This window comes from Terrabacter sp. Soil811 (genome assembly GCF_001429655.1).
Lineage (GTDB): Bacteria > Actinomycetota > Actinomycetes > Actinomycetales > Dermatophilaceae > Terrabacter.
In genome coordinates this window covers 653,305-679,775 of sequence record NZ_LMSX01000001.1, presented here as the reverse complement: position 1 = coordinate 679,775, position 26,471 = coordinate 653,305, and the positions used below count along the sequence as shown (strand labels likewise).

Below are 26,471 nucleotides of genomic sequence, written 5' to 3'. Positions count from 1 at the left end.
CGATCGGTCGACCGGTCCCGGTAGGTTTGCCCGCATGGGATGGCTGTCGCGCACCTTCAGGCCCGCTGCTGACGACGACGCGGACACCGCTGCCGAGCAGGCGCCCCCCGTTGACCCCAACGCGCCCGAGGTTGCAGCGGTGCCCGCGGCGCCGACGATGGCCGCCCAAGCGCACAGCCCGGCCGCCGCGCCCGGCCCTGCTGCGGCAACCAGCCCTCTCGGGGCACCGACCGCCTCGACCACCACGGCGCCTCCGACCCCGACGGCGGCCCCGATGGCCGACGCCTCGAGCCCGACGGCCGACGCCTCGAGCCCGACAGGACGCTACGGGCCCCTCGTGTGCGTGACGCGCTTCGACAGCGCGCCCGCCGAGCTGGAGTGGCAGCTGCCGCTCAACGGCGAGCTGTACCGGCTCATGCCGGGCTCCGACCGGCCGGACTACTCGCTGCTCGTCCTCGAACGCCCGCTGCACTTCTACCCCCGGGACGGGTTCGACCTGCGTCGCGTCGAGCCGGACCAGCAGGTGCAGGACCGCAAGGGTCGGACGATGGTGCGCGTGCACGCGCTGCTGCTGTGTGCGCGCTTCGTCGGCCAGCAGCTGCACCCGGGCATGGCCGACCTCGCCGTCAACCTCGCCTATGTCATCGACAACTCGCTGGCCCGCGACGCCGAGGTCGACTTCGCCAAGATCCAGTTCGCCGCGATCGGCTTTCTCAGCGAGGGCCACGCCCCGCGAGCCACGGCAGAGCCGGCCAGCGAGGCCCCGTCGACGCCCGTCACCGATCCCGTCACCGATCCCGTCACCGATCCCGTGGACGAGCCGGTCACCGAGTCTGTCACCGAGCTCGCCACGGAGCCGACCCCGCCGACCCCGCCGGTCACGTCGGGCGCAGCGGCGGGCGGACGGCATACGCCACCCACGCGGCTCGACGGGCTGCTCGACGAGCTGGCGACGACCCTGCGCCGCGGCGTCGAGGCGCAGCGGGGCGCGCCGGTCCAGCGGATGACCGCAGCCCTGACGATGGACGCCGACCACCGACTGACCGGGCTGTCGGGCAACGCCGACGGCCAGGCACCCGTGCCCAGCCCCGAGACCTTCGGCCGGATCGCCGACGTGCTCGCCCGCCTCGCGGACCTCGAGGGGGCCGACCGCGTCGCCGCGGTCACCCTGCGCGTCGACGGGGACCTCGTGGCCCACGAGGTCACGGCCACGCACGACGGAGGTCAGTCGCCGGCGACCTCGCGGTAGCCGCGCACGCGTGCCGGGTCGGCGAGTCGACCGACACTGATCTCCCACATGCCGCCGTCGAAGCTCTCGTAGACGAGGACGGCATCGGGTGAGTCCGTCGCGACGAACTCGACGAAATCGCACGTGCCCCGGACGCCGAGACCCGTGTCACCCTCGGCCGTGTAGGTGAGCGACCCGGCCTCGAGCAGCGTCCAGTCGCGGCCGTCGAGACTCATGCCCCCGTGGTCCGGGTCGCCGAAGAGGTCGTCCCGGGTCCGCCAGTGGATGACGCACCCGGCGCCGCGCGGCTGCAGAGAGAGCCACTCCCGCGGGCCCGACGAGGTGATGCAGTGCTCGCCCCACCGAGTGCCGCCGAGGTCGAACCGGACGGTCCCGACGACCCGGTACGTGCTGCCCTCGACCTCGAGCAGAGCCCCCGGTGCGACCTGTGACGGCCGCAGTTCTGCGCGCATGCATCCTCCTGGCTCCACATGACTCGCACAGGTTAACCGCGGGGGAGCCGCCTGACCGGGAGAACCCGACTGGCGCGTAACTTCCGCCCGGCGCCCTCGTTTCCCCCGTAGCCGAGTCGAGACGGCCAGGAAGACATAGGTGGATGCCACATGGGTGTGGAGATCGCGGTGCAAGGTCTGACCAAGACCTTCGGTTCGCAGACGATCTGGCGGGACGTGACCCTCACGCTTCCCGCGGGAGAGATCTCGGTCATGCTCGGGCCCTCGGGCACCGGCAAGTCCGTCTTCCTCAAGACGCTCGTCGGCCTGCTCAAGCCGGATGCTGGGTCGATCGTCATCAACGGACGTGACCTGACCCGCCTGCGCGAGGCCGACCTCTACGAGGTGCGCAAGCTCTTCGGCGTCCTCTTCCAGGACGGCGCCCTGTTCGGCTCGATGACCCTCTACGACAACGTCGCCTTCCCGCTGCGCGAGCACACGAAGAAGACCGAGGCCGAGATCAAGCGCATCGTGACCGAGAAGATGGACCTCGTCGGTCTGTCCGGTGCCGAGGGCAAGCTCCCGGGAGAGATCTCCGGCGGCATGCGCAAGCGCGCCGGGCTGGCCCGGGCGCTCGTGCTGGACCCCGAGATCCTCCTCATCGACGAGCCGGACTCCGGTCTCGACCCGGTGCGCACGAGCTACATCAACCAGCTCTTCGTCGACCTCAACGCTCAGATCGACGCGACGTTCCTCATCGTCACGCACGACATCAACACGGCCCGGACGGTGCCCGACAACATCGGCCTGCTCTACCACAAGCACCTCGCGATGTTCGGGCCGCGCGAGATGCTGCTCAGCTCGGAGGAGCCCGTCGTGCGGCAGTTCCTCAACGCACAGACGATCGGCCCGATCGGCATGTCGGAGGAGAAGGACGCCGACGAGCTCGCCGCCGAGTCCGGTCAGGAGCTGCCGCCCCTGCCGCCGATCGCCCTCCAGCTCCCGACGAGCGACGGCAAGCCGCGTCGCGCGGAGCGGCCTGCCGGCGGCTGGTGCCGCGACAACGGCATCACGCCGCCGCCCGGCTCCTTCGAGTCGCGCAACGCCGGCATCCCCGGTGTCCGGGCGGGGGTGAGCTGACGTGGCCGCACCCCTCACGGGCGCCCTGCGCCAGTCCGGCTCGCTCTTCGCGCTCGCCCTCGACGTGTTCCGGGCCCTGCCGAAGCGCCCGTTCCAGGTCAAGGAGTTCATCCAGCAGGCGTGGTTCATCGCGAGCGTGACGATCCTGCCGACCGCCCTCGTCTCCATCCCGTTCGGCGCGGTCATCGCCCTCCAGCTCGGCACGCTGACCCGCCAGCTCGGCGCCCAGTCCTACACCGGCGCTGCGAGCGTCCTCGCGGTGCTGCGCGAGGCCAGCCCGATCGTCACGGCCCTGCTCATCGCCGGCGCGGGCGGCTCGGCCATCTGTGCCGACCTCGGCTCGCGCAAGATCCGCGAGGAGATCGACGCCATGGAGGTGCTCGGCATCAGCCCGATCCAGCGCCTCGTCGTGCCCCGGGTGCTCGCCTCGATGCTCGTCGCGGTCCTGCTCAACGGGCTCGTGTCGGTCGTCGGCGTCGTCGGCGGCTACGTCTTCAACGTCATCGTCCAGGGCGGCACGCCGGGCGCGTACATCGCGAGCTTCACCGCGCTGGCCCAGCTGCCCGACCTCTGGACCGCCGAGATCAAGGCCCTGATCTTCGGTGCCATCGCGGCCGTCGTCGCGGCCTACAAGGGGCTCAACGCGGGCGGTGGTCCCAAGGGCGTCGGCGACGCGGTGAACCAGAGCGTCGTCATCACGTTCATGCTGCTCTTCGTCGTCAACTTCGTCATCACGGCTGTGTACTTCCAAGTCGTCCCGCAGAAGATCTGAGGAGAGGGCGATGGCGACCAAGACCCAGACTCGACCGGGCTCGGAGCGGCTGCTCCACCTCGCGAGCCGGCCCTCCCGCGCGCTCGACTCGCTCGGCGAGCAGATGCGCTTCTACGTGCGCTCCCTCGCGTGGAGCGGACGCACGATCCGCCGGTACAAGAAGGAGGTCATCCGGCTGCTCGCCGAGGTCTCCCTCGGCACCGGTGCGCTCTCGGTCATCGGCGGCACGGTGGGTGTCATCGCCTTCCTCGCCTTCTTCACCGGCACCGAGGTCGGCCTGCAGGGCTACTCCTCGCTCGAGCAGCTCGGCACCGGGGCCTTCACGGGCTTCTTCTCGGCCTACCTCAACACCCGTGAGATCGCCCCGCTCGTCGCGGGACTGGCGCTCGCGGCCACGGTCGGCTGCGGATTCACCGCCCAGCTCGGCGCCATGCGCATCTCGGAGGAGGTCGACGCGCTCGAGGTCATGGGCATCCCGTCGCTGCCGTTCCTCGTCACGACCCGCATGATCGCCGGCTTCATCGCCGTCATCCCGCTCTACGTCCTCGGGCTGCTCAGCTCGTATGCCGCCACACGCTTCATCTCGACGGCGTACTTCGGGCAGTCGGAGGGCACCTACGACCACTACTTCCACCTGTTCCTGCCACCGGGTGACGTCTTCTGGTCGTTCGCAAAGGTCATGGTCTTCGCGGTCGTCATCATCCTCATCCACTGCTACTACGGCTACACCGCGTCGGGCGGCCCGGCCGGGGTCGGCGTCGCCGTCGGCACCGCGGTGCGCACGTCGATCGTCGCCATCAACATCGTCGACTTCTTCCTCTCCCTGGCCATCTGGGGCGCGACGACGAGCGTGAGGATCGCCGGATGAGCGACACCAGTCCCGGCCCGCTCACCCAGCTGACGCGGTGGCGCATCGGCGTCAAGGCCTACGGCATCGTCTTCCTCCTCGTGCTGGCGCTGCTCGTTGGCCTGGCCATCGCGTCCTTCCAGAAGCGCTTCACGCCCGTCGTCATGGTCACGCTCGAGACCGACCGCCTCGGCAGCCAGCTGCAGGAGAGCTCCGACGTCAAGCTGCGCGGCCTGCTCGTCGGCGAGGTGCGCCACGTCGAGGCCACCCCCACGGGAGCGCGTCTGGAGCTGGCGCTCCAGCCCGACGAGGTTGCCAAGATCCCGTCCAACGTCAGTGCACGGCTGCTGCCCAAGACGCTCTTCGGCGAGCGCTACGTCGACCTCGTGACGGCCACGTCGAACGCCCGGCCCATCGAGGCGGGGGACACCATCCCGCAGGACCGCAGCCGGGTGTCCATCGAGCTCGAGACGGTCCTCGACAACCTCTACCCGCTGCTGCGCACCGTGCAGCCGGCCAAGCTCGCGACCACCCTCAACGCCCTGTCGACGACGCTCGACGGTCGCGGCGACCAGATCGGCCGCAACCTCGTGCTCGTCGACCGCTACCTCAAGGCGCTCAACCCCAGCATGCCGACGATCCGACAAGACATCTCGCTGCTCGCCGACACCGCCGACCTCTACGCCGGCGTCGCGCCCGACTTCTTCCGTCTGACCGAGTCGCTGCGCGTCACGAACAAGACCATCGTCGAGAAGGACCAGCAGCTGGCGGCCTTCCTCGTCGGCACCGCAGGTTTCGCCAACGAGGCGGCCGGCTTCCTGCGCGACAACGAGCAGCGCATCATCCAGGTCGGCCAGGTCAGCAAGCCGACGCTCCAGCTGCTCGCCGAGTACTCCCCGATCTACCCGTGCGTGGCCTCGGGCCTGGTCAACTGGCTGCCGCGCGCCAACGCGGCCTTCGCCGGCGGAACCTTCCACATCACCCTCGAGGTCGTGCCTCCCCGACAGCCGTACAGGCCGGGTGAGGAGCCCCGTTGGGATGACAAGCGCGGACCCCACTGCTACGGCCTGCCCACGCCCGACGGTTCTCAGGCGAACCCCTTCGCGGGCAACCACTTCGACGACGGCACCCAGCCCGCGAGCGACGCGACGCCCTTCTCGGCCGTGCCCCAGGCACTGCTCGGCGACGCCTCCGCGGCCGACTCCGGCAGCGCCGGCACGGTCGACGAGCAGCGCGTCGTCGGGGCGCTGCTGGGCCATGGCGGACAGCCGTCCGACGGCGGCGAGAGCGGCATCCAGACCCTGCTCGCCGGGCCGATGATGCGCGGCACGGTGGTGAGCACCCGATGAAGGTCAAGGGCTCACTCATCAAGCTCATCGTCTTCGCGGCGGTCACGCTCTTCGCGACGAGCATTCTCGCGCTGACGATCGCCAACATCCAGCTCGGCTCCAAGGCGACCTACACGGCCGTCGTCACCGACGCGACGGGTGTCATCGCCGGGCAGGACGTCCGCATCGCCGGTGTCAGGGTCGGCGAGGTGACCGACGTCCGCGTCGCCCACGACGCGACGTCCGAGGGCGCCACGGCCGAGATCGACTTCTCGGTGCTCAAGAGCTCGGTGCTGACGCAGGGCACCGAGGTGACGGTCAAGTACCGCAACCTCGTCGGCCAGCGCTACCTCGCGCTGAGCCAGGGCACCGGCGCCCCCGCCCCGCTCGCCGACGGCTCGACGATCCCGCTCTCGCGCACCCACCCCGCGCTCGACCTCACCGTCCTCTTCAACGGCTTCAAGCCGCTCTTCGCCGCGCTGTCGCCGAGCGACGTCAATGAGCTCTCGGGCCTGCTCATCCAGACGTTGCAGGGGGAGGGTGGCGACGTCAACACCCTGCTCGCCAAGACGGCCAGCCTCACGTCCGCCATCGCCGACCGCGACGCCGTCATCGGCCGCACCATCGACAACCTCAACACCGTGCTCGGCACCGTCGACGCCCACGACCAGCAGCTGCTCTCGCTCATCGACCAGCTCCAGCGCTTCACGAGCGGGCTCGCGGCCGACCGCGAGACGATCGGCCGTTCGCTGTCCGGGATCAACACCCTCTCGGCCGAGACCGCCGACCTGCTCGTCTCGACGCGCCCGCTCATCAAGGACGACGTCTCCCAGCTGCGCACGCTGGCCACGACGCTCAACAAGCCGGCCAACGTCAAGGAGTTCGAGGACTTCATCACCGGCGCGCCGGGGCGCATCGCCACGCTGACGCGCACGGCGACCTACGGGTCGTGGTTCAACTTCTACCTCTGCAAGTTCGACACCAAGAGCCCGATCCTCCCGGGCGTGAGCCCCACCTACGACGTCTCGTCAGCGAGGTGCGAGTCATGAGCATCCCCTTCCGAGAGCGCAACCCGGTCCCGATCGGTGCGATCGGCCTGCTCGTCATCGCGGTGGTGCTGTACCTGGCGTTCAACGCCTCCAGCCTTCCGCTCATCGGCGGCGGGACGGCCTACAGCGCGGCCTTCTCGGAGGCCGGCGGCATCAAGCCCGACGACGACGTGCGCATCGCCGGGGTCAAGGTCGGCAAGGTGACCGGCGTCGACCTCGAGGACGGCCACGTCCGCGTCGACTTCACCATCACCGAGGACGCGAGCTTCGGCCAGCAGACCGGTGCCTCGATCCGGATGAAGACGATCCTCGGGGAGAAGTACGTCGCGCTCGACCCCAAGGGGCAGGGCCAGCTCGACGCCGACGCGCAGATCCCGGTCTCGCGCACCGTCAGCTCCTACGACGTCATCAACGCCTTCCAGGACCTCACGACGACGACCGAGCGCATCGACACCGACCAGCTCGCGAAGTCCCTGACGGTCATCGCGACGGAGTTCAAGGACAGCCCGCAGTACGTCAAGGCCACGCTCGACGGCCTCTCACGCCTCTCCCGCACGGTGGCGAGCCGCGACGCCGAGCTCGGCTCGCTGCTCCAGCGGGCCAACAGCGTCACCGGCCTCGTCCGCAGCCGCAACGAGCAGGTCAGCACGCTCATCCGGGACGCCGACCTGCTCATGGTCGAGCTCGTCAAGCGCCGCGACGACATCCGCACGCTCTTCCGCAACACCTCGGCGCTCGCCAAGCAGCTGACCGGCCTCGCCCGCGACAACCGGGCACAGCTGAAGCCGGCCCTCGCCCAGCTCGACACGACGCTCGCCATGCTCCAGAAGCACGACGCCGACCTCCAGAAGACGATTCAGGCGATGGCGCCCTTCACGCGGGTCTACGCCAACACCCTGGGCACCGGACGCTGGTTCGACACGTGGGTCTCCAACCTCGTCGTGCCGGTCGGCACGCCCGGGCTCGCCCTGCCCGGCACGAAGCTGCCCGACCTGCTCCTTCCCGGCACCTCCGGAGGTGGTCGCTGATGCCTGCGCGCCAAGGATCCCGTATGCCGTTCGGCCGGCTGCACGGCCCCGCCACCGTGCTCGGCAAGGTCGTCAGCGGCCTCGTCGTCGTCGCGCTCGTCGCGGCCGGCATCGTCTTCTGGCCCCGCCAGGGCCAGACGTCGGTCAGCGCCGACTTCACGCGCGCCGTCGGTCTCTACCCCGGATCCGACGTGCGCATCCTCGGGGTCAAGGTCGGCCAGGTCGACACCGTGACGCCCGAGGGCGACCACGTGCACGTCACCTTCAGCTACGACGACAAGTACCGCGTTCCCGCCTCGGCCAAGGCCGCGATCGTCGCGCCGTCGCTCGTCTCGGACCGCTACGTCCAGTTGCTCCCCGTCTACGAGGCGGGCCCGGCGCTGGCTGCCGGGACGCGAATCCCCTTGGAGCGCACGGCAGTTCCGGTTGAGCTCGACCGGGTGTCGCAGAGCCTCGACGACCTCATGGTGGCGCTCGGTCCCGACGGGGCAAACAAGGACGGTGCGCTCAACGAGCTGCTGCGCACCTCTGCCGCCAACCTCGACGGCAACGGCGACAAGATCAACGGCACGGTGCACGACCTCTCGACCGCGCTCTCGACCCTGTCCGGCAGCCGCGACGACCTTTTCGGCACGGTGAAGAACCTCCAGTCCTTCACCTCGATGCTCGCGACGAACAACGCGCAGGTGCGGCGGCTCAACACCGACCTCGCGACCGTGGCGACCCAGCTGAGCGAGGAGCGGGAGAACCTCAAGGCGACGCTCGAGAGCCTCGGGGTCGCGGTCGACGAGGTGTCGGGCTTCGTCTCCGACAACCGGGCGCTGCTCAAGAGCAACCTCGACCGGGCGGTCACCGTCACCAACGCCTTCGCGAAGAACCGTCAGGCCCTGGCCCAGCTCCTCGAGAACGCCCCGGTCGCGCTGTCGAACCTCCAGAACGCCTACCACCCCGAGACCGGCACCCTCGACACCCGCAACAACGCCAAGGGCTTCGACGACCCGCTGCTGCTCGTGTGCTCGATCCTCACCGGCCCGACGCACACCGGCAACACCAAGCTGTGCGACTCCCTCAAGAAGGCGTTGCTGCCGAAGCTGCCCACCCTGCCGTCGCTGCCGAGCGGCACTGCGCTGCAGGGCACTCCGCAGTCGAGCGGCCTCGTCAACCTGCGCGGCGCCGACCCCACCCTCGGCGGACTGCTCGGAGGCTCCCGATGACGTATGCCGTCCGCTCCCGTTCCCGACGTCGGTCCGCCGTCGTCGTGCTGGCCTCCCTCGCTCTCGGGGGCTGCAGCGCCTACGACCTCCCGCTGCCGGGTGGCGCCGGCACCGGCGACGACTCCTACACGGTCACCGCCGAGTTCGCCGACGTGCTCGACCTCGTGCCGCAGTCGTCGGTCAAGGTCAACCAGGTGACCGTGGGGTCCGTCGAGGACATCCAGGTGACCGGGTGGACCGCGACGGTCCGGCTGCGGCTCCCCGGCAACGTCGTGCTGCCCGACAACGCCACGGCCGAGCTCAAGCAGACCTCGCTGCTCGGCGAGAAGTACGTCGCGCTGGCAGCCCCCACCGACGTGCCGGCCCAGGGCCGCCTCGGGCAGGGCGACCGCATCCCGCTGTCGCGCACGAGCCGTAACCCCGAGGTCGAGGAGGTCCTCGGCGCGATGTCGTTGCTGCTCAACGGTGGTGGTGTCGCACAGCTGAAGACCATCGAGGCCGAGCTCAACAACGCCCTCCGCGGTCGCACCGGCGACGTCAAGGACCTCGTCACGCAGCTCAACACGTTCGTCGGGGGACTCGACGCCCAGAAGGGCGAGATCGTCCGGGCCATCGACAGCATCGACCGGCTCTCGTCGACCCTGGCCCGGAACCAGGCCAAGATCGCCGCGGCACTGGACGAGCTGCCCAAGGGCCTGAAGATCCTCGCCGACCAGCGTCGGCAGCTGACCGCGATGCTGACGGCGCTGCGCGACCTCGGCGAGGTCGGCACCCGGGTGATCCGAGGGTCGCGCGCCGACCTCGAGGCCAACCTCCGGGCCGTGAGCCCGATCCTGCGCCAGCTCAACAAGGCCGGTGACGACCTGCCGAAGAGCTACCAGCTGCTCCTGACCTACCCCTTCCCCAACAACGCCCAGAACACGATCAAGGGTGACTTCACGAACCTCTGGGCCACCCTCGACACCAACCTCGACACCATCGCCGGCAACCTCGGCGTCGGGAAGCTCCCGAACCTCCCGGGCATCCCGGGGGTGCCGCTGCCCTCCGTGCCACTGCCGTCGGTGCCGGTGCCCTCGGTCCCGCTCCCGAGCGTCACCGTCCCCTCGGTGCCCGGGGTGCCCCTGCCGACGACGCTGCCGGGCGGCCTGCTCGGCTCGAGCCGGCCCGGCGCCGGAGCCGGCACCGCCGACGCGGCGTCGTGGTCCACGCTCTTCCCCACGGGAGGCTCCCGATGATCACCCGCACCGTCCGACTCCAGCTGGCCGCCTTCGCCCTGCTGTCCATCACCCTCGTCGCGATCCTGTCGGCCAACTACGTCGGTCTCACCGACAAGATCGCCGGCGGCAGCTACGTCGTGTCCGCCGACCTCGCCCAGTCGGGTGGCATCTTCGTCGGCGCCGAGGTCACCTACCGGGGCGTCACGGTCGGCAAGGTCGACGGGATGCGCCTGTCGGGCGACGGCGTCGTCGTCGACGCGCGCCTCGACCGCGGCACCGAGGTCCCCAAGGACACCAAGGCCGTCGTCGAGAACCGCTCGGCGGTGGGAGAGCAGTACCTCGACCTCCAGCCCCGCACGCCTCGGGCGCCCTACCTCGCCGCCGGTGACGTCATCCCGCGCGACCGGACCGCGTTCCCGCTCCGTATCGACCAGCTGCTCCAGCACGTCGACGACACCGTGTCGTCGGTGCCGCGCGACGCCCTCGTGACCACGGTCGACGAGCTGGCCGAGGCGTTCAAGGGTGGCGGCTCCGACCTGCAGCGGCTCATCGACTCGGGTGACGCCCTGACCACGGCCGCCTCCGAGGCGCTCCCCGAGACGACCCGTCTCATCGACGACGGACGGATCGTCCTCGACACGCAGGTCAAGAGCGGCGACGACATCCGCACCAGCGTGTCCGGCTTCGCGAACGTCGCCGACGCGCTCCGCCAGGCCGACCCCGACCTGCGCGTCGTCCTCGACCGAGGGTCCGTCGCGGTCGAGCAGCTCGACGCCCTCATCTCGGAGAACAAGCAGAGCCTGGCTGCGCTCCTCGCCAACTTCATCACCATCGGCAACGTGACGACGGCCCGGCTCGACGGCATCGAGCAGCTGCTCGTCACCTACCCCGACGTCGTGACGGGTGGCTTCAGCGTCGTGCCCGGCGACGGCACCGCGCACTTCGGGCTCGTGCTCAACGTCGACGACCCCAAGGCGTGCGAGGCGGGCTACGAGGGCACGACGAAGGTCGACCCGCACCGCACGACGGGCCTGCCGCCCGTCAACCTCGACGCGCACTGCGCGGCCTCTCGTGGCTCGGGCGTCAACGTGCGCGGGGCCCAGAACGCCCCCAAACCCACCCGAGGGGGGCAGAGCGGGCAGAGCTACCCGATGTCCTTCGGGGCGACACCGGTCGCCCTCGGCAACCGGGCCGTGACCTCCGGCAGCCCTGAGTCGTTGTCAGTCCAGTCGCCGGTCGCTCCGGCCGGTGGCGACGAACGGACCGACAACGGCACGAGCTGGCTCTGGATGATGCAGGAGGCGCTCCGCTAGCCGGTGACGGAAGGAAACCCCTCGATGACGATGGTCACCACCCGATCGGAGACCGAGCGACCGCCGCGATCCCAGCGGTCGCCCGAGAGCTCCACCGACCGCGAGCCCGATGAGCTCGACGAGCGCCACGAGCCTCATGACCCCACTGACGCCGCGGTGGGCTCCGGTCCCCCCGACGCGCCACGTGCGGGCCTTAGGGGTGTCCGCACGTGGCGCCCCACCCCGCGCCTGCTGTGGATCGTCACGGCCGTGCTGCTGCTCGCGGCGGTCGCCGTCGCGGCGACGTTGGGGCGCACCGCGTGGCAGCAGCAGCGCGACGCCGACAACCGCGCCGCTGCGCTGGCCGCCGGGCGCCAGATCGCCGTCAACTTCGTGACGATGAACGCCACGACGTTCGACGCCGACACCCAGCGCGTCCTCGACGACTCGACCGGGGCCTTCCGCAAGGAGTACGCCTCCACGCTGGCCCAGCTCAAGCCCGTCGTCACCGCCAACAAGACCGTCTCGACCGTCGAGCGGGCCGAGGCTTCGCTCGTGTCAGGCGACGACGACTCGGCCAAGGTCATCGTCGGGGTCGTCGCGCCGACCTCGAACGCCTCGACCCCCAAGGCCGAGAAGAAGACGTACCGGCTCCGCCTCGACCTCGTGAAGGTCGGCGACGCCTGGAAGGTGAGCACCCTTGACTTCGTCAGCTGACCCCCGCCGTCCCCTCGCAGCGTCGGCCGCATCCGCCGCGAGCCCGCGCAAGCGCGTAGCAGGTGCCCGCCGCCGGTCCTCCGGCGCCGGAGCCCCCGCGACCTCGACGATCGTCCTCGACCGGGGCCCGTCCACCACCGACGAGAGCCTTGCCGGTCCCTTCGCAGGTGACACCGCCGGCACCACCACGACCACCACCACCAGCACCGGCGACCGGGAGGCAGTGGCCGTCGAGCGCCGGGTGGGCCCGACCGGCGCACAGGAGGTCGACGCGGACGACGCGCAGACAGAGGCCGCCTCGCGCTCGCGCGGCTCCGCCGGGCTCTGGGCGTCCGCCATCGGCGCCACCCTGGCGCTCGCCCTGCTCGCGGCCTCGCTCGTCTACGGCCTGCGCCCCGGGGTGTCCGACACCGACCGGACGGCCGCGGTGGGTTCGGCGCGGACCACTCTGGAGAGCCTGCTCAGCTACAGCGGCTCCGCGTTCGACAAGCACATCGGGGAGGTCACCCCGCAGCTGGCCTCCCCCTTCAAGGACCAGTTCGCCAAGGTCGCCGCCACCGACATCAAGCCGATGGCCGTCAAGAACGACGCCACCGTCCAGGCCAAGGTCTACGACGCAGGCGTCATGGATGCCGACGGCGACGGCGGCGAGGGGACGACCGTGCGGGTCATGGCGTTCGTCAACCAGGCCACGACCACCAAGGCCCAGCAGGCACCTGCGATCGACCAGAACCGGGTCATCGCCACGATGCGGAAGGTGGGCGACCGCTGGCTCGTCAGCGAGCTGTCCGCCTTCTGACGGGGGAACGAGGGGGGAAGGTCCCGGGCGCCCGAGAGGTCGTCCGGGACCGAGCGGCCCACGGCGGCGTGCGCGACGCTGCACCCCGGGAGGTGCCGGGGACGGGCACCGGGCGTCGTGGCCCGGACCGCCCGCTGGGCGCTGCGGCATACTGCACGCTGTGAAGCTCATCCAGGCCAATGGCGTCCCAGAGTCCCTCGCCCGCGTCGACCAGCCGGAGGCCACGCCCGTGCGCGTCGGCGTCGTGCAGCACGAGTGGGTCGACGACCCCGCGGCCCTCGTCGAGACCCTCCGCGACGGCATCCGTACGGCCGCCGAGGCCGGCGCCACCATCGTGTTCCTGCCCGAGCTGACCCTGTCGCGCTACCCGGCCGACACCCTGCCCGAGGGCACACCGTCCGCGACGGCCGAGGACCTCGAGACGGGTCCCACGGTGACCTTCGCCCGCGACGCGGCCCGTGACTTCGACGTCCACGTCCACGCCTCTCTCTACGAGCGTGCCGACGAGGGCGACGGCCTCGGCTTCAACACCGCGGTCGTCGTGGCCCCGAGCGGGGAGGTCGTGGCCCGCACCCGCAAGACCCACATCCCCGTCACGGCCGGCTACTACGAGGACAAGTACTTCCGTCCCGGCCCTTCCGAGGATGCGTATCCGGTTGTGGCACTGGGCGACCCGTCGCTCAAGCTCGGTCTGCCGACCTGCTGGGACGAGTGGTTCCCCGAGGTCGCCCGTCTCTACTCGCTCGGCGGCGCCGAGGTGCTCTGCTACCCCACGGCGATCGGCTCCGAGCCCGACCACCCGGACTTCGACACCCAGCCCCTGTGGCAGCAGGTCATCGTCGGCAACGGCATCGCCAACGGCCTCTTCATGGTCGTGCCCAACCGCTTCGGCACGGAGGGGCTCATCACCTTCTACGGCAGCTCGTTCATCTCCGACCCGTACGGCCGCGTCCTCGTCCAGGCCCCCCGCGACGAGGCCGCCGTCCTCGTCGCCGACCTCGACCTCGCGCAGCGTCGCGACTGGCTCGAGCTCTTCCCCTTCCTCGCCACCCGTCGTCCCGACTCGTATGCCGCCCTGACCGCCCCCGTGCGCGAGGAGCACCGTCGCGAGGTGACGCCGTGACCGACACCGCCGTGACCGACGCTTCTGCGGCGGAAGCCGGTGGGGGAGGGCCCGGCTGGGTGATGCCGTCCGAGACCGCCCGGCACGACCGCACGTGGATGGCGTGGCCGAGCCAGGGCTACACGCTCGGCGAGACCACCGAGGAGGTGGCCGCGGCGCGGCGCACGTGGGCCGCGGTCGCCAACGCGGTCGTCGAGTTCGAGCCCGTGCGCATGGTCGTCGTCCCCGCCGACCTCGAGGTGGCCGCCAGCCACCTGCACCCCGACGTCGAGCTCGTCCCGGCCGCCCTCGACGACGCGTGGATGCGCGACATCGGCCCGACCTTCGTCCGCTCGGCCGACGGCTCGCGGCTCGGGGCGGTCGACTGGGTCTTCAACGGCTGGGGCGCGCAGTCCTGGGCCACGTGGGAGCACGACGCCCGGATCGGTGCCTTCGTCGGCGGCCTGTCCGGGGCCGAGGTCGTCGGCTCGTCCCTCGTCAACGAGGGCGGGGGCATCCACGTCGACGGGCTGGGCACGGTGCTGCTGACCGAGACCGTCCAGCTCGACCCTGGCCGCAACCCGGGGCTGGCGCGCAGCGACGTCGAGGCGGAGCTCGCCCGCACCATCGGCGCCACGACGTGCATCTGGCTGCCGCAGGGCCTGAGCCGCGACTACGACGAGTTCGGCACCCGGGGCCACGTCGACATCGTGGCCACCATCGCGAGTCCGGGCATCGTGCTGCTCCACGAGCAGCAGGACCCCTCACACCCCGACCACGCGGTGTCGCGCACCCTGCGCGAGCTGCTCGAGGAGGCGCGGGACGCTCGTGGCGAGCGGTTCGAGGTCGTCGGCGTGCCGGCTCCGCGCACCCTGGCCGACGCCGAGGGGCCCGTCGACTGGTCCTACATCAACCACCTCGTCGTCAACGACGGCGTCATCGCCTGCACCTTCGGGGACGAGCAGGACGAGGTGTCCCTCGGTGTGCTCGCCGACGCGTACCCGGGCCGACGGGTGGTCGGCGTCGACGCGCGACCGCTCTTCGACCGTGGCGGCGGCATCCACTGCATCACCCAGCAGCAGCCCTCCCTCTGAGGCGGGTGCACACTCCCGTCCGACGGGAGCCCCGGAACGCCGAGTGGGCACGTCCCCACGGGGACGTGCCCACTCGACGTGGTGGTGCGGCCGTCGCCCGGGCGGTCAGGCCTGGGGGAGGCGCTTGTGGATGTCCTCGCTCATCCGGACGACCGACAGGTAGAACTCCAGGGTCATGCGGATGACGGCGAGGTAGATGATCACGAAGATCGGACCGAGGATGAGCGCGGCGAGACCGGTCCCGACGCTGTTGGCGAAGCCGGCGAAGACGAAGATGAGCCAGCTCGCGACGAGCGCGACGGTCGCCAGCAGGTAGACGAAGCGCACGAGGATCGGCGTGACGAAGTTCGTGAAGCTGAAGTCGAAGAGGGCCGTGAAGAAGCCGGCCCCTTCCCGCGCGGGGTCGGGGATGCTCGACATCCCGCTCGGTCCACCCGCCGGCGCCACGGGCGGCGGCGGGGGAGGCGTGCTGCCGCCCACAGGTGCGCCGGCGGCGCCGGGTGCGCCAGGTGCCCCCGGTCCGGGCGAGGCGGGCTGGCTGCTCGGGATCGGCGTGGTGGGGTCGCTCCCGGCGGGCTGGTTGAAGGACGGTTGCTCGGGCGGGTTCGGATCGGACATGGCTTCCCTCTCGGAAGGAGACGTCAACGGATCTCTGGCGTGCTCCATGCTAGGGCGGAGGCCCTCCTGACGGTCCTCATCGAGGCCGGCCGCCGCCGTGTTCGTGCAGGTCAGCGGGGTTCCGGGCGGTCCTCGGCGGCGTGTCGCGACGCGCCTGCGAGGGCGAGGGTCTTGACGTCCGGCCCGCGGAGGGCCATATTCGTCGCGTTCGCATCGCGAGCTCCCGGTCCGGGGGGCGTGGCAGGTCACGTCGAGGGCGCCCGGTCGTTCGAGACCGGGTGGGCACCTCGGGAGACGATCTCCGTCCCTTGACCCGGCTGGACACTCCTGCCCTTTACCGGTAGGCTAGGCCTTTGCGCTGCCCATGCCCACCCTTCGCGACCTCGGTCAGGCCCAACACCATGCCATCCGGCATCCGGTATGACCTCGGGACCCGCGAGCGGAGCCATGCGGCAACGCGGATCTGAAGATTCGAAAAAGGCCCGTGGAAGGACCCTCCTTGGCTGCCTCGCGTACTGCGACGAACATGTCCACCGCACAGACCCCTTCGGGACGTCTGTCCTTCGCGAAGATTCGCGAACCACTCGAGGTCCCCGACCTCCTGGCGCTTCAGACGGAGAGCTTCGACTGGCTGCTCGGCAACGAGCGCTGGCAGGCTCGCGTCGCCGCGGCCAAGGCCGAGGGACGCACCGACGTCCCGGACCGGTCCGGGCTCGAGGAGATCTTCGAGGAGATCTCCCCGATCGAGGACTTCAGCGGCTCGATGTCGCTGTCGTTCCGCGACCACCGCTTCGAGGAGACCCGCAAGACGATCGAGTCGTGCAAGGAGCGCGACCAGACGTACGACGCACCGCTCTTCGTCACCGCCGAGTTCATGAACGCCCAGACGGGTGAGATCAAGAGCCAGACGGTCTTCATGGGCGACTTCCCGCTCATGACCGAGCGCGGCACCTTCATCATCAACGGCACCGAGCGTGTCGTCGTCTCGCAGCTCGTCCGCAGCCCGGGCGTCTACTTCGAGCGCACGCCCGACAAGACGTCCGACAAGGACATCTACACGGCCAAGATCATCCCGAGCCGCGGCGCCTGGCTCGAGTTCGAGATCGACAAGCGCGACATGGTCGGCGTCCGCGTCGACCGCAAGCGCAAGCAGTCGGTCACCGTCCTCCTCAAGGCCCTCGGCTGGACCGAGGCCCAGATCCTCGAGGAGTTCGGCGAGTTCGAGTCGATACGCCTCACCCTGGAGAAGGACCACACCCAGGGCCAGGACGACGCGCTGCTCGACATCTACCGCAAGCTGCGCCCGGGCGAGCCGCCGACCAAGGAGGCCGCGCAGACCCTGCTCGACAACCTCTACTTCAACGGCAAGCGCTACGACCTCGCCAAGGTCGGCCGCTACAAGGTGAACAAGAAGCTCGGTCTCGACGCCTCGATCAACGACTCGACCCTGTCGATCGACGACATCGTCAAGACGATCAAGTTCATCGTCACGCTGCACGACGGCCAGGACTCGATGAAGGGCGTCAAGAACGCCGAGGAGATCGACGTCCGCGTCGAGGTCGACGACATCGACCACTTCGGCAACCGTCGCCTCCGCTCCGTCGGCGAGCTCATCCAGAACCAGGTCCGCACGGGCCTGTCGCGCATGGAGCGTGTCGTCCGCGAGCGCATGACGACGCAGGACGTCGAGGCGATCACCCCGCAGACCCTGATCAACATCCGCCCCGTGGTGGCCTCGATCAAGGAGTTCTTCGGCACGTCGCAGCTCTCGCAGTTCATGGACCAGAACAACCCGCTCGCGGGTCTGACGCACAAGCGTCGCCTGTCCGCGCTCGGCCCGGGTGGTATCTCCCGTGACCGCGCCCAGATGGAGGTCCGTGACGTCCACCCGTCGCACTACGGCCGCATGTGCCCGATCGAGACGCCGGAAGGCCCGAACATCGGCCTCATCGGCTCGCTCGCGTCCTACGGTCGCATCAACGCGTTCGGCTTCATCGAGACGCCGTACCGCAAGGTCACCGGCGGTCACGTGACCGACGACGTCGACTACCTGTCCGCCGACGAGGAGGACCGCTACGTCGTCGCCCAGGCCAACGCGCCGCTCGACAAGCAGAACAACTTCACCGAGGACCGCGTGCTCGTGCGCACCAAGGGTGGAGAGGTCGAGCTCGTCCCCGGCGACGAGGTCGACTACATGGACGTGTCGCCGCGCCAGATGGTCTCGGCCGCGACCGCGATGATCCCGTTCCTCGAGCACGACGACGCCAACCGTGCCCTCATGGGCGCCAACATGCAGCGTCAGGCCGTCCCGCTCGTCAAGAGCGAGGCGCCCATCGTCGGTACCGGCATGGAGTTCCGCGCCGCCCTCGACTCGGGCGACGTCGTCCGTGCCGAGAAGGCCGGTGTCGTCCAGGAGGTGTCGGCCGACCTCGTCACCGTCGCCAACGACGACGGCACGTACCAGACGTACCGCATCGCCAAGTTCGCGCGCTCCAACCAGGGCACGAGCTACAACCAGGTCGTCGTCGTCAACGAGGGCGACCGTCTCGAGGCCGGTGGCGTCATCGCCGACGGTCCCGCGACCGAGGGTGGCGAGATGGCGCTCGGGCGCAACCTGCTCGTGGCGTTCATGTCGTGGGAGGGCCACAACTACGAGGACGCGATCATCCTCAGCCAGCGTCTCGTCCAGGACGACGTCCTCTCCTCGATCCACATCGAGGAGCACGAGGTCGACGCCCGCGACACGAAGCTCGGCCCCGAGGAGATCACCCGGGACATCCCGAACGTCTCCGAGGAGGTCCTCGCCGACCTCGACGAGCGCGGCATCATCCGCGTCGGCGCCGAGGTCCGTGACGGCGACCTGCTCGTCGGCAAGGTCACGCCCAAGGGCGAGACCGAGCTGACGCCGGAGGAGCGCCTGCTGCGCGCCATCTTCGGTGAGAAGGCCCGCGAGGTCCGCGACACGTCGCTCAAGGTGCCCCACGGCGAGACCGGCACGGTCATCGGCGTCAAGGAGTTCCGTGCCGACCTGGGCGACGACCTGCCGCCCGGCGTCAACCAGCTCGTCCGCGTCTACGTGGCCAACAAGCGCAAGATCACCGACGGTGACAAGCTCGCCGGCCGCCACGGCAACAAGGGTGTCATCTCCAAGATCCTCCCGGTCGAGGACATGCCCTTCCTCGAGGACGGCACGCCGGTCGACGTCGTGCTCAACCCGCACGGTGTTCCCCGTCGTATGAACCTCGGCCAGATCCTCGAGCTGCACCTCGGCTGGGCCGCCTCGCGCGGCTGGAAGATCGAGGGCAGCCCGGAGTGGGCCAAGGAGATCGCGCCCGACGCGCACGAGGCCCCTGCGGGCACGCGCGTGGCGACGCCGGTCTTCGACGGTGCCTCCGAGGACGTCGTCACGGGTCTGCTCGACTCGACGCTCAAGACGCGCGACGGGGTTCGCCTCATCGACGCCTCGGGCAAGACGCGCCTCTTCGACGGCCGCTCCGGCGAGCCGTTCCCGGAGCCCGTCGCGGTCGGCTACATGTACATCCTCAAGCTCCACCACCTCGTCGACGACAAGATCCACGCTCGTTCGACCGGTCCGTACTCGATGATCACCCAGCAGCCGCTCGGCGGTAAGGCCCAGTTCGGTGGCCAGCGCTTCGGTGAGATGGAGGTCTGGGCCCTCGAGGCGTACGGCGCCGCCTACACGCTCCAGGAGCTGCTGACGATCAAGTCGGACGACGTTCCCGGCCGCGTGAAGGTCTACGAGGCCATCGTCAAGGGCGAGAACATCCCCGACTCGGGCATCCCGGAGTCGTTCAAGGTCCTCCTCAAGGAGATGCAGTCCCTGTGTCTCAACGTCGAGGTCCTGAGCAGCGACGGCACCACGATCGAGATGAAGGAGTCCGACGAGGAGGTCTTCCGCGCGGCGGAGGAGCTCGGCATCGACCTGAGCCGGCGTGAGCCGTCCAGCGTCGAAGAGGTCTGAGAAGGCCACCTAACGACAAGCGGTGCGTATGCCGCTGGGCCCGCTCAGCGGCATACGCCCCCTCGTCAACGAACACCACTCAGACCAAAGACTTAACGAGAGTTACGAGAGAAGGAACCACGTGCTCGACGTCAACTTCTTCGACGAGCTGCGCATCGGCCTCGCCACCGCGGAATCCATCCGCCAGTGGAGCCACGGCGAGGTCAAGAAGCCCGAGACCATCAACTACCGCACGCTCAAGCCCGAGAAGGAGGGCCTGTTCTGCGAGCGCATCTTCGGCCCCACCCGGGACTGGGAGTGCAACTGCGGCAAGTACAAGCGTGTCCGCTTCAAGGGCATCATCTGTGAGCGCTGTGGCGTCGAGGTCACGCGCGCCAAGGTGCGCCGTGAGCGGATGGGCCACATCGAGCTCGCCGCCCCCGTCACCCACATCTGGTACTTCAAGGGTGTCCCGAGCCGCCTCGGCTACCTGCTCGACCTGGCCCCGAAGGACCTCGAGAAGGTCATCTACTTCGCGGCCTACATGATCACGTCCGTCGACGAGGACCAGCGTCACGCTGACCTGCCGTCGCTCGAGGCGCAGATCCAGGTCGAGAAGAAGGAGATCGAGAACCGCCGCGACGCCGACGTCGAGTCGCGCGCGCAGCTGCTTGAGCGCAACGTCGCCGAGCTCGAGGCCGAGGGTGCCAAGGCCGACGCGAAGCGCAAGGTCCGCGACCAGGCCGAGCGCGAGATGAACAACATCCGCAAGCGTGCCGACCAGCAGGTCGAGCGCCTCGAGCAGGTCTGGGACCGCTTCAAGAACCTCAAGGTCCAGGACCTCGAGGGCGACGAGATCCTCTACCGCGAGATGCGTGACCGCTTCGGTCTGTACTTCGAGGGCGGCATGGGCGCCGCGGCGATCCAGAAGCGCCTCGAGTCCTTCGACCTCGACGCCGAGGCGGACCTCCTCCAGGAGATCATCGCCACCGGCAAGGGCCAGAAGAAGACCCGTGCGATCAAGCGCCTCAAGGTCGTCAACGCCTTCCAGATGACGACGAACCACCCGTCGGGCATGGTCCTCGACGCGATCCCGGTCATCCCCCCGGACCTGCGCCCGATGGTGCAGCTCGACGGTGGCCGCTTCGCGACCTCGGACCTCAACGACCTCTACCGTCGCGTCATCAACCGCAACAACCGCCTGAAGCGCCTGCTCGACCTCGGTGCCCCCGAGATCATCGTCAACAACGAGAAGCGCATGCTCCAGGAGGCCGTCGACAGCCTCTTCGACAACGGCCGTCGTGGTCGCCCGGTCACGGGCCCCGGCAACCGTCCGCTCAAGTCGCTGTCCGACATGCTCAAGGGCAAGCAGGGTCGTTTCCGCCAGAACCTTCTCGGCAAGCGCGTCGACTACTCCGGCCGTTCGGTCATCGTCGTCGGCCCGCAGCTGAAGCTGCACCAGTGCGGTCTGCCCAAGCAGATGGCGCTCGAGCTCTTCAAGCCGTTCGTGATGAAGCGTCTGGTCGACCTCGACCACGCGCAGAACATCAAGTCGGCCAAGCGCATGGTCGAGCGTGCTCGCCCGGTCGTGTGGGACGTCCTGGAAGAGGTCATCACGGAGCACCCGGTGCTGCTCAACCGCGCACCCACGCTGCACCGTCTCGGCATCCAGGCGTTCGAGCCGCAGCTCGTCGAGGGCAAGGCCATCCAGATCCACCCGCTCGTCTGCTCGGCCTTCAACGCCGACTTCGACGGTGACCAGATGGCCGTCCACGTGCCGTTGTCGGCAGAGGCGCAGGCCGAGGCCCGCATCCTCATGCTGTCGAGCAACAACATCCTCAAGCCGGCTGACGGTCGCCCCGTGACCATGCCGACCCAGGACATGATCACCGGCATCTACCACCTGACCGACGCGGTCGACGGTGGCGGCATCGGTGCGGGTCGCGCGTTCTCGTCCCCCTCGGAGGCCCGCATGGCCTTCGACCGTGGCGAGATCCTGCTCGGCTCGGCGATCAAGCTGCGCCTGACGGACGCGGTGCCCCCGGCCGGCTTCGAGCTGCCCGAGGGTGTCGAGGCCGGCGAGGACGGCATCGTCAAGAGCATCACGCTCGAGACGACGCTCGGCCGCGCGATCTTCAACGACACGCTGCCGCTCGACTACCCGTTCGAGAACCGCCCGGTCGACCGCAAGCGCCTCTCGGCGATCGTCAACGACCTCGCGGAGCGCTACTCCAAGGTCCAGGTCGCCGCGTCCCTCGACGCCCTGAAGGAGGCCGGTTTCCACTGGTCCACCCGCTCGGGCTGCACCGTCGCCATCTCCGACGTCACGACGCCGGACAACAAGACGGCGATCCTCGAGGGCTACGAGACGAAGGCCGCCAAGGTCCAGACGCAGTACGAGCGCGGTCTCATCACCGACGACGAGCGTCGTCAGGAGCTCGTCGAGATCTGGACGCAGGCGTCCAACCAGGTCGCCAAGGAGATGGAGACCAACTTCCCGCGCACGAACCCCATCTACCGGATGGTGTCCTCGGGTGCTGGTGGTAACTGGTTCCAGATCCGTCAGATCGCCGGTATGCGTGGCCTCATGGCCAACCCGAAGGGCGAGATCATCCCGCGCCCGATCAAGGCGAACTTCCGTGAGGGCCTCACGGTGCTCGAGTTCTTCATCTCGACGCACGGTGCCCGTAAGGGTCTGGCCGACACGGCTCTTCGTACCGCCGACTCGGGTTACCTCACGCGTCGTCTCGTCGACGTGTCGCAGGACGTCATCATCCGTGAGGACGACTGTGGCACCGAGCGCGGCCTCAAGCTGCCGATCGCCCAGGTCAACGAGACCACGGGCACCCGGTCGCCGAGCGAGGTCGTCGAGGCCTCGGTCTACGCCCGCACGCTGGCCGAGGACGTCGTCGTCGACGGCGAGACGCTCGCCGTGGCCGGCATCGACCTCGGTGACGTCGTCATCGACGCGCTGTACGCGGCGGGTGTCGACGAGGTCCGGATCCGTTCGGTCCTCACCTGCGACAGCAAGGTCGGCACGTGTGCGGCCTGCTACGGCCGGTCGCTCGCGACGGGCAAGCTCGTCGACATCGGCGAGGCCGTCGGCATCATCGCGGCCCAGTCGATCGGTGAGCCCGGCACGCAGCTGACGATGCGTACCTTCCACACCGGTGGTGCGGCCGCCGCCGACGACATCACCCAGGGTCTGCCGCGTGTCGTCGAGCTCTTCGAGGCGCGGACGCCCAAGGGTGTCGCCCCGATCGCCGAGGCCACCGGCCGCGTCGAGATCGAGGACACCGACAAGGCGCGTCGCGTCCTGCTCACGCCGGACGACGGCTCCGAGCAGCACGCCTACCCGGTGAGCAAGCGTTCGCGCCTGCTCGTCGGCGACGGTGACCACGTGACCGTGGGTGACAAGCTCGTCCAGGGCGCGATCGACCCCAAGCAGGTCCTTCGCATCCTCGGCCCGCGTGCCGCCCAGAAGCACCTCGTCGACGAGGTGCAGCGGGTCTACCGTCAGCAGGGTGTGTCGATCCACGACAAGCACATCGAGGTCATCGTCCGACAGATGCTGCGTCGCGTGACGATCATCGAGGCCGGCGACGCCGACCTGCTGCCCGGCGAGCTCGCCGAGCGTGGTCGCTTCGAGGAGGAGAACCGCAAGGTCATGGCCGAGGGTGGGCGTCCGGCTGCCGGTCGTCCCGAGCTCATGGGCATCACCAAGGCCTCGCTCGCGACCGAGTCGTGGCTGTCGGCCGCGTCCTTCCAGGAGACGACCCGCGTGCTCACGCAGGCCGCCATGGAGGCCAAGTCCGACCCGCTGCTCGGCCTCAAGGAGAACGTCATCCTCGGAAAGCTCATCCCTGCCGGCACGGGTCTGCCCCGCTACCGGAACGTCAAGGTCGAGCCCACCGAGGAAGCCAAGGCCGCGATGTACTCGCTGCCGAACTACGACGCCTACGACTACGCAGGCTTCGGTTCGGGCACCGGCGAGGCCATCCGTCTCGACGACGAGGCTCTCGGTCTCGACCAGTTCTGACCGGTCCCGTCCGCCGCGCGAGCGGCGGACGACGACCACCACGTATGCCGCTGGGCCGGCTCCCCGACCGGGGAGCCGGCCCTCGGCGTATCCGGGACGGGCGGTTGGTTTCAGCGCGCCGGAAACGGACAAATCGGACTAGTCTCTCGGGCGAGGTGAGAGTCCGGCGGCGCCAGGGCCGGCCGGCGACACCCTCGGGAGGTCGTCATGTTCGGAGCTCCTCGTTCGCTCAAGGTCGTCCGCGGCTCAACCGGCCCGCGTCGGGCGGTGCGCTGGCCGTTCCTCCTCGCGGTGGTCATGCTCGCCGTGGCCGCGCTCGTGGCGACGGCCCCACCGGGTTCCGGCGCCACCGTCTACTCAGCGCGCGACGCCGCCCTGCGCCGCGAGGTGGGCCGGCTCATGACCGACCCGAGCGTGACGGCCTCGACGGCGCACGTCGGAGTCGTGGTGGCCGACGCCTCCACGCGTACGCCGGTCTACGTCCGCTACGCCAACACCCCGCTCGCGCCGGCGTCGACGCAGAAGACGTTCACCGCCGCGGCGGCGATGTACACCCTCGGCAGCGGCTACCGCTGGCGCACCGACGTCTACGCCCCGTCGGCGCCGAACGGGGGAGTGGTCTCACGGCTCTACCTCAAGGGCAGCGGCGACCCGACGCTGCTCGAGCGCGACCTGACGTCGCTGGCGAGCTCACTGCGGGCCAAGGGGGTCACGCGGGTCACGGGTGACGTCGTCGGCGACGCGTCCGCCTTCGACGAGGTGCGTTACAACCCCTACTGGTCGACGTCGTACGCGTCGGGCTACTACGCCGCGCAGGTGTCGGCCCTGACGCTGGCACCCGACACCGACTACGACGCCGGCACCGTCATCGTCACCGCGACGCCCGGCACGAGCACCGCGAGCGCGCCGCGGCTCACCGTGACGCCGGCGTCCGCGGCCTCCCACGTGCGCCTGGTCAACAGGTCGCGCACCTCCGCCACCGGGTCCGCGACCACGATCTCGGTCGCCCGAACGGCAGGCACCAACACGCTGACCGTCACCGGCCAGGTGCCGCTCGAGCACTCGGCGGCCAAGAAGTGGGTCACCGTCGACGACCCCGCCCTCATGACCGCGCGTGCCCTGCGCGCGCGGCTCGTGGCCGCTGGCATCCGGGTCGACGGGACCGCCGTGCGTGGGAGGACGCCGGTCGGTCAGGCGCTGCTGGCACGGCACGCGTCGATGACCCTGGGGCAGCTGCTCGTGCCGTTCCTCAAGCTGAGCAACAACGGTCATGCCGAGGCCATCACGAAGACCCTCGGGGCCCGGTCAGGGCGCCCGGGCAGCTGGGCCGACGGCACGAAGGCGCTGCGCGACTACGCCGCTCGCATCGGGATCCCCATCGCGGGCCTGCGGTTCGTCGACGGCTCGGGACTCGCCCGGGCCGACCGCCTGACCCCCAACCAGCTCGCGAGCCTCCTCGACAAGGTCCAGCGCACGTCGTGGTGGCCCGCCTTCCGTGCCGCGCTGCCGGTCGCGGGGGCCGACCCGGTCCGATGGACCGGCGGGACCCTGGCGAGCCGCATGCGGGGAACCGCGGCTGCGGGCAACCTGCGCGCCAAGAACGGGAGCCTGACCGGCGTCACGTCTCTCGCGGGCTACGTCACGGGCGCTGACGGCCGCCGCTACGTCTTCGTCATGATGAGCAACTACTCCGCCACCTCGCCGCGACCGGTCGAGGACCGTCTCGGCGTGCTGCTCGCGCGCTGGCGCATGACCAACCGCTGAGCCGCGAGACCTGCTGCCTCGGTAGGGTGGTCGCATGACCGAGCCCACGGCCGACGTGCCGAACGCGCCCGAGACCGCCGAGCCCGCGGCGACCGAGCCCACCACCGACGCGCCTGGTGTCGAGTCTGCCGCGGAGCCCGCTGCCGGCCCGGCCGACCGTCGCACGGACGAGAGCGACAGCGGTCCCGCACCGACGATCATCGTGCTCACCGAGGAGGCGCTCAAGCCCGTCGACGTCGACAAGATCATCGGGCTGCACGAGGACGACGCGCCGACCTACCGGGTCCTCGTGCCCGCCGACACGGAGCGCAACCTGCTCAGCTCCTTCCTCAACCACCTCAGCCTCTTCGAGATGCGTGAGGCGCTCGACTCGCTGCGGCCTGTGGACCGGAGCGAGGCCCACACCGATGCCGACACCGCGCTGTCGACGACGCTGGCCGAGTTCGGGGGCCACGACGTCGTCGCGACCGGCGAGATCACCGCCGACGACCCCATGCCGACGCTCGTCGAGGAGGTGGCCCGCCTCGGCGCCCTCGAGGTCGTCGTCGTCACCGAGCCGCACGCCGTCGAGGACACCTTCCACACCGACTGGGCCTCCCGGGCCCGGGAGGCCCTCGGCGTGCCCGTGCTGCACATGTACGCCGGTGACTGGCGTCTGGGCTGACCGGGCGCGTCGGTGCCGTGCCGAGGTGCGCGCCGGACGGCATACCGCATCGGCCCCGTGGGGGCCGGTCTAACCGATTTGGTCGGCGTGCCGCGCCCCGGTACGCTTGAACACTGTGTCTGAGGCACGTACTCAGGCATGCGCGA

Annotated in this window: 20 protein-coding genes; 18 read left to right on the top strand and 2 right to left on the bottom strand. The window is 70.0% G+C overall.

From position 1 onward, the window contains the following. Positions 1-34: 34 nt before the first annotated feature. Complete coding sequence (locus tag ASH01_RS03095) at positions 35-1,249, top strand: hypothetical protein (protein ID WP_156415390.1); 1,215 nt, start codon at positions 35-37, stop codon at positions 1,247-1,249. On the opposite strand, the gene ASH01_RS03090 is transcribed toward ASH01_RS03095, so the two are convergent. Next, entirely contained in the window at positions 1,225-1,701 is a 477-nt protein-coding gene (locus tag ASH01_RS03090) for a DUF4178 domain-containing protein (protein WP_056771144.1), read from the bottom strand. The genes ASH01_RS03095 and ASH01_RS03090 overlap by 25 nt on opposite strands. A 150-nt stretch (positions 1,702-1,851) precedes the next feature. Here ASH01_RS03090 and ASH01_RS03085 point away from each other — a divergent pair, with 150 nt between their 5' ends. The 13 genes from ASH01_RS03085 (at position 1,852) to ASH01_RS03025 (ending at position 15,279) form a co-directional block, all read left to right on the top strand. Beyond that, positions 1,852-2,820 (top strand): ABC transporter ATP-binding protein, encoded by a 969-nt coding sequence (locus ASH01_RS03085; protein ID WP_056771142.1) that lies wholly within the window; start codon positions 1,852-1,854, stop codon positions 2,818-2,820. 1 nt (position 2,821) lies between these two features. After that, entirely contained in the window at positions 2,822-3,592 is a 771-nt protein-coding gene (locus ASH01_RS03080) for an MlaE family ABC transporter permease (protein WP_056752740.1), read from the top strand. A 10-nt stretch (positions 3,593-3,602) separates the two neighbouring features. Then, positions 3,603-4,460 (top strand): MlaE family ABC transporter permease, encoded by an 858-nt coding sequence (locus ASH01_RS03075; protein WP_056771139.1) that lies wholly within the window; start codon positions 3,603-3,605, stop codon positions 4,458-4,460. After that, the gene (locus ASH01_RS03070; protein ID WP_082619362.1) at positions 4,457-5,788 is read left to right on the top strand and encodes an MCE family protein; all 1,332 of its coding nucleotides are present in this window, start codon (positions 4,457-4,459) and stop codon (positions 5,786-5,788) included. The genes ASH01_RS03075 and ASH01_RS03070 overlap by 4 nt, the downstream gene beginning before the upstream one ends. Continuing rightward, on the top strand, positions 5,785-6,816 hold the full coding sequence (locus ASH01_RS03065; protein ID WP_056771134.1) for an MCE family protein: 1,032 nt from the start codon (positions 5,785-5,787) through the stop codon (positions 6,814-6,816). The genes ASH01_RS03070 and ASH01_RS03065 overlap by 4 nt, the downstream gene beginning before the upstream one ends. Next, positions 6,813-7,844 (top strand): MCE family protein, encoded by a 1,032-nt coding sequence (locus tag ASH01_RS03060; protein WP_056771131.1) that lies wholly within the window; start codon positions 6,813-6,815, stop codon positions 7,842-7,844. The genes ASH01_RS03065 and ASH01_RS03060 overlap by 4 nt, the downstream gene beginning before the upstream one ends. Positions 7,845-7,867: 23 nt before the next feature. Continuing rightward, positions 7,868-9,058: an MCE family protein gene (locus tag ASH01_RS03055; RefSeq protein WP_056771128.1), complete on the top strand. Its 1,191-nt coding sequence runs from the start codon at positions 7,868-7,870 to the stop codon at positions 9,056-9,058. Then, positions 9,055-10,293 carry an MCE family protein gene (locus ASH01_RS03050; protein ID WP_056771127.1) on the top strand — a complete coding sequence of 413 codons (1,239 nt, stop codon included), beginning with the start codon at positions 9,055-9,057 and terminating at the stop codon, positions 10,291-10,293. Before ASH01_RS03055 ends, ASH01_RS03050 begins: the two co-directional genes overlap by 4 nt. Continuing rightward, entirely contained in the window at positions 10,290-11,588 is a 1,299-nt protein-coding gene (locus tag ASH01_RS03045) for an MCE family protein (RefSeq protein ID WP_056771124.1), read from the top strand. The genes ASH01_RS03050 and ASH01_RS03045 overlap by 4 nt, the downstream gene beginning before the upstream one ends. Before the next feature lie 24 nt (positions 11,589-11,612). After that, positions 11,613-12,284, top strand: coding sequence for a hypothetical protein (locus ASH01_RS03040; protein WP_056771121.1), 672 nt, complete (start codon positions 11,613-11,615; stop codon positions 12,282-12,284). Then, entirely contained in the window at positions 12,268-13,083 is an 816-nt protein-coding gene (locus ASH01_RS03035) for a hypothetical protein (protein ID WP_056771118.1), read from the top strand. Before ASH01_RS03040 ends, ASH01_RS03035 begins: the two co-directional genes overlap by 17 nt. Before the next feature lie 160 nt (positions 13,084-13,243). Next, complete coding sequence (locus ASH01_RS03030) at positions 13,244-14,206, top strand: nitrilase-related carbon-nitrogen hydrolase (RefSeq protein WP_056771115.1); 963 nt, start codon at positions 13,244-13,246, stop codon at positions 14,204-14,206. Positions 14,207-14,268: 62 nt separating this feature from the next. After that, a complete protein-coding gene (locus tag ASH01_RS03025; protein WP_056772626.1) occupies positions 14,269-15,279 on the top strand; it encodes an agmatine deiminase family protein in 1,011 nt (336 codons plus the stop codon). Between the two features lie 105 nt (positions 15,280-15,384). Here the strand turns inward: ASH01_RS03025 and ASH01_RS22810 are convergent, their stop codons facing one another. Beyond that, a complete protein-coding gene (locus ASH01_RS22810; RefSeq protein WP_156415389.1) occupies positions 15,385-15,897 on the bottom strand; it encodes a DUF4282 domain-containing protein in 513 nt (170 codons plus the stop codon). 499 nt (positions 15,898-16,396) lie between these two features. Here ASH01_RS22810 and rpoB point away from each other — a divergent pair, with 499 nt between their 5' ends. The 4 genes from rpoB to ASH01_RS03000 all read left to right on the top strand — a co-directional run bounded on the left by rpoB (position 16,397) and on the right by ASH01_RS03000 (position 26,325). Beyond that, on the top strand, positions 16,397-19,879 hold the full coding sequence (rpoB, locus tag ASH01_RS03015; protein WP_056771111.1) for a DNA-directed RNA polymerase subunit beta: 3,483 nt from the start codon (positions 16,397-16,399) through the stop codon (positions 19,877-19,879). A gap of 121 nt (positions 19,880-20,000) precedes the next feature. Continuing rightward, a complete protein-coding gene (locus ASH01_RS03010; RefSeq protein WP_020143258.1) occupies positions 20,001-23,897 on the top strand; it encodes a DNA-directed RNA polymerase subunit beta' in 3,897 nt (1,298 codons plus the stop codon). Between the two features lie 207 nt (positions 23,898-24,104). After that, the gene (gene dacB / locus ASH01_RS03005) at positions 24,105-25,661 is read left to right on the top strand and encodes a D-alanyl-D-alanine carboxypeptidase/D-alanyl-D-alanine endopeptidase (protein WP_056771108.1); all 1,557 of its coding nucleotides are present in this window, start codon (positions 24,105-24,107) and stop codon (positions 25,659-25,661) included. Between the two features lie 34 nt (positions 25,662-25,695). Next, positions 25,696-26,325, top strand: a complete 630-nt coding sequence (locus ASH01_RS03000; RefSeq protein WP_082619361.1) for a hypothetical protein — start codon at positions 25,696-25,698, stop codon at positions 26,323-26,325. Positions 26,326-26,471 lie beyond the last annotated feature (146 nt).

Coding starts and splice junctions, on each gene's coding strand:
- ASH01_RS03095 (WP_156415390.1), top strand. CDS start 35: ATGGGATGGCTGTCGCGCACCTTCAGGCCCGCTGCTGACGACGACGCG.
- ASH01_RS03090 (WP_056771144.1), bottom strand. CDS start 1,701: ATGCGCGCAGAACTGCGGCCGTCACAGGTCGCACCGGGGGCTCTGCTC.
- ASH01_RS03085 (WP_056771142.1), top strand. CDS start 1,852: ATGGGTGTGGAGATCGCGGTGCAAGGTCTGACCAAGACCTTCGGTTCG.
- ASH01_RS03075 (WP_056771139.1), top strand. CDS start 3,603: ATGGCGACCAAGACCCAGACTCGACCGGGCTCGGAGCGGCTGCTCCAC.
- ASH01_RS03070 (WP_082619362.1), top strand. CDS start 4,457: ATGAGCGACACCAGTCCCGGCCCGCTCACCCAGCTGACGCGGTGGCGC.
- ASH01_RS03065 (WP_056771134.1), top strand. CDS start 5,785: ATGAAGGTCAAGGGCTCACTCATCAAGCTCATCGTCTTCGCGGCGGTC.
- ASH01_RS03060 (WP_056771131.1), top strand. CDS start 6,813: ATGAGCATCCCCTTCCGAGAGCGCAACCCGGTCCCGATCGGTGCGATC.
- ASH01_RS03055 (WP_056771128.1), top strand. CDS start 7,868: ATGCCGTTCGGCCGGCTGCACGGCCCCGCCACCGTGCTCGGCAAGGTC.
- ASH01_RS03050 (WP_056771127.1), top strand. CDS start 9,055: ATGACGTATGCCGTCCGCTCCCGTTCCCGACGTCGGTCCGCCGTCGTC.
- ASH01_RS03045 (WP_056771124.1), top strand. CDS start 10,290: ATGATCACCCGCACCGTCCGACTCCAGCTGGCCGCCTTCGCCCTGCTG.
- ASH01_RS03040 (WP_056771121.1), top strand. CDS start 11,613: ATGACGATGGTCACCACCCGATCGGAGACCGAGCGACCGCCGCGATCC.
- ASH01_RS03025 (WP_056772626.1), top strand. CDS start 14,269: ATGCCGTCCGAGACCGCCCGGCACGACCGCACGTGGATGGCGTGGCCG.
- ASH01_RS22810 (WP_156415389.1), bottom strand. CDS start 15,897: ATGTCCGATCCGAACCCGCCCGAGCAACCGTCCTTCAACCAGCCCGCC.
- dacB (WP_056771108.1), top strand. CDS start 24,105: ATGTTCGGAGCTCCTCGTTCGCTCAAGGTCGTCCGCGGCTCAACCGGC.
- ASH01_RS03000 (WP_082619361.1), top strand. CDS start 25,696: ATGACCGAGCCCACGGCCGACGTGCCGAACGCGCCCGAGACCGCCGAG.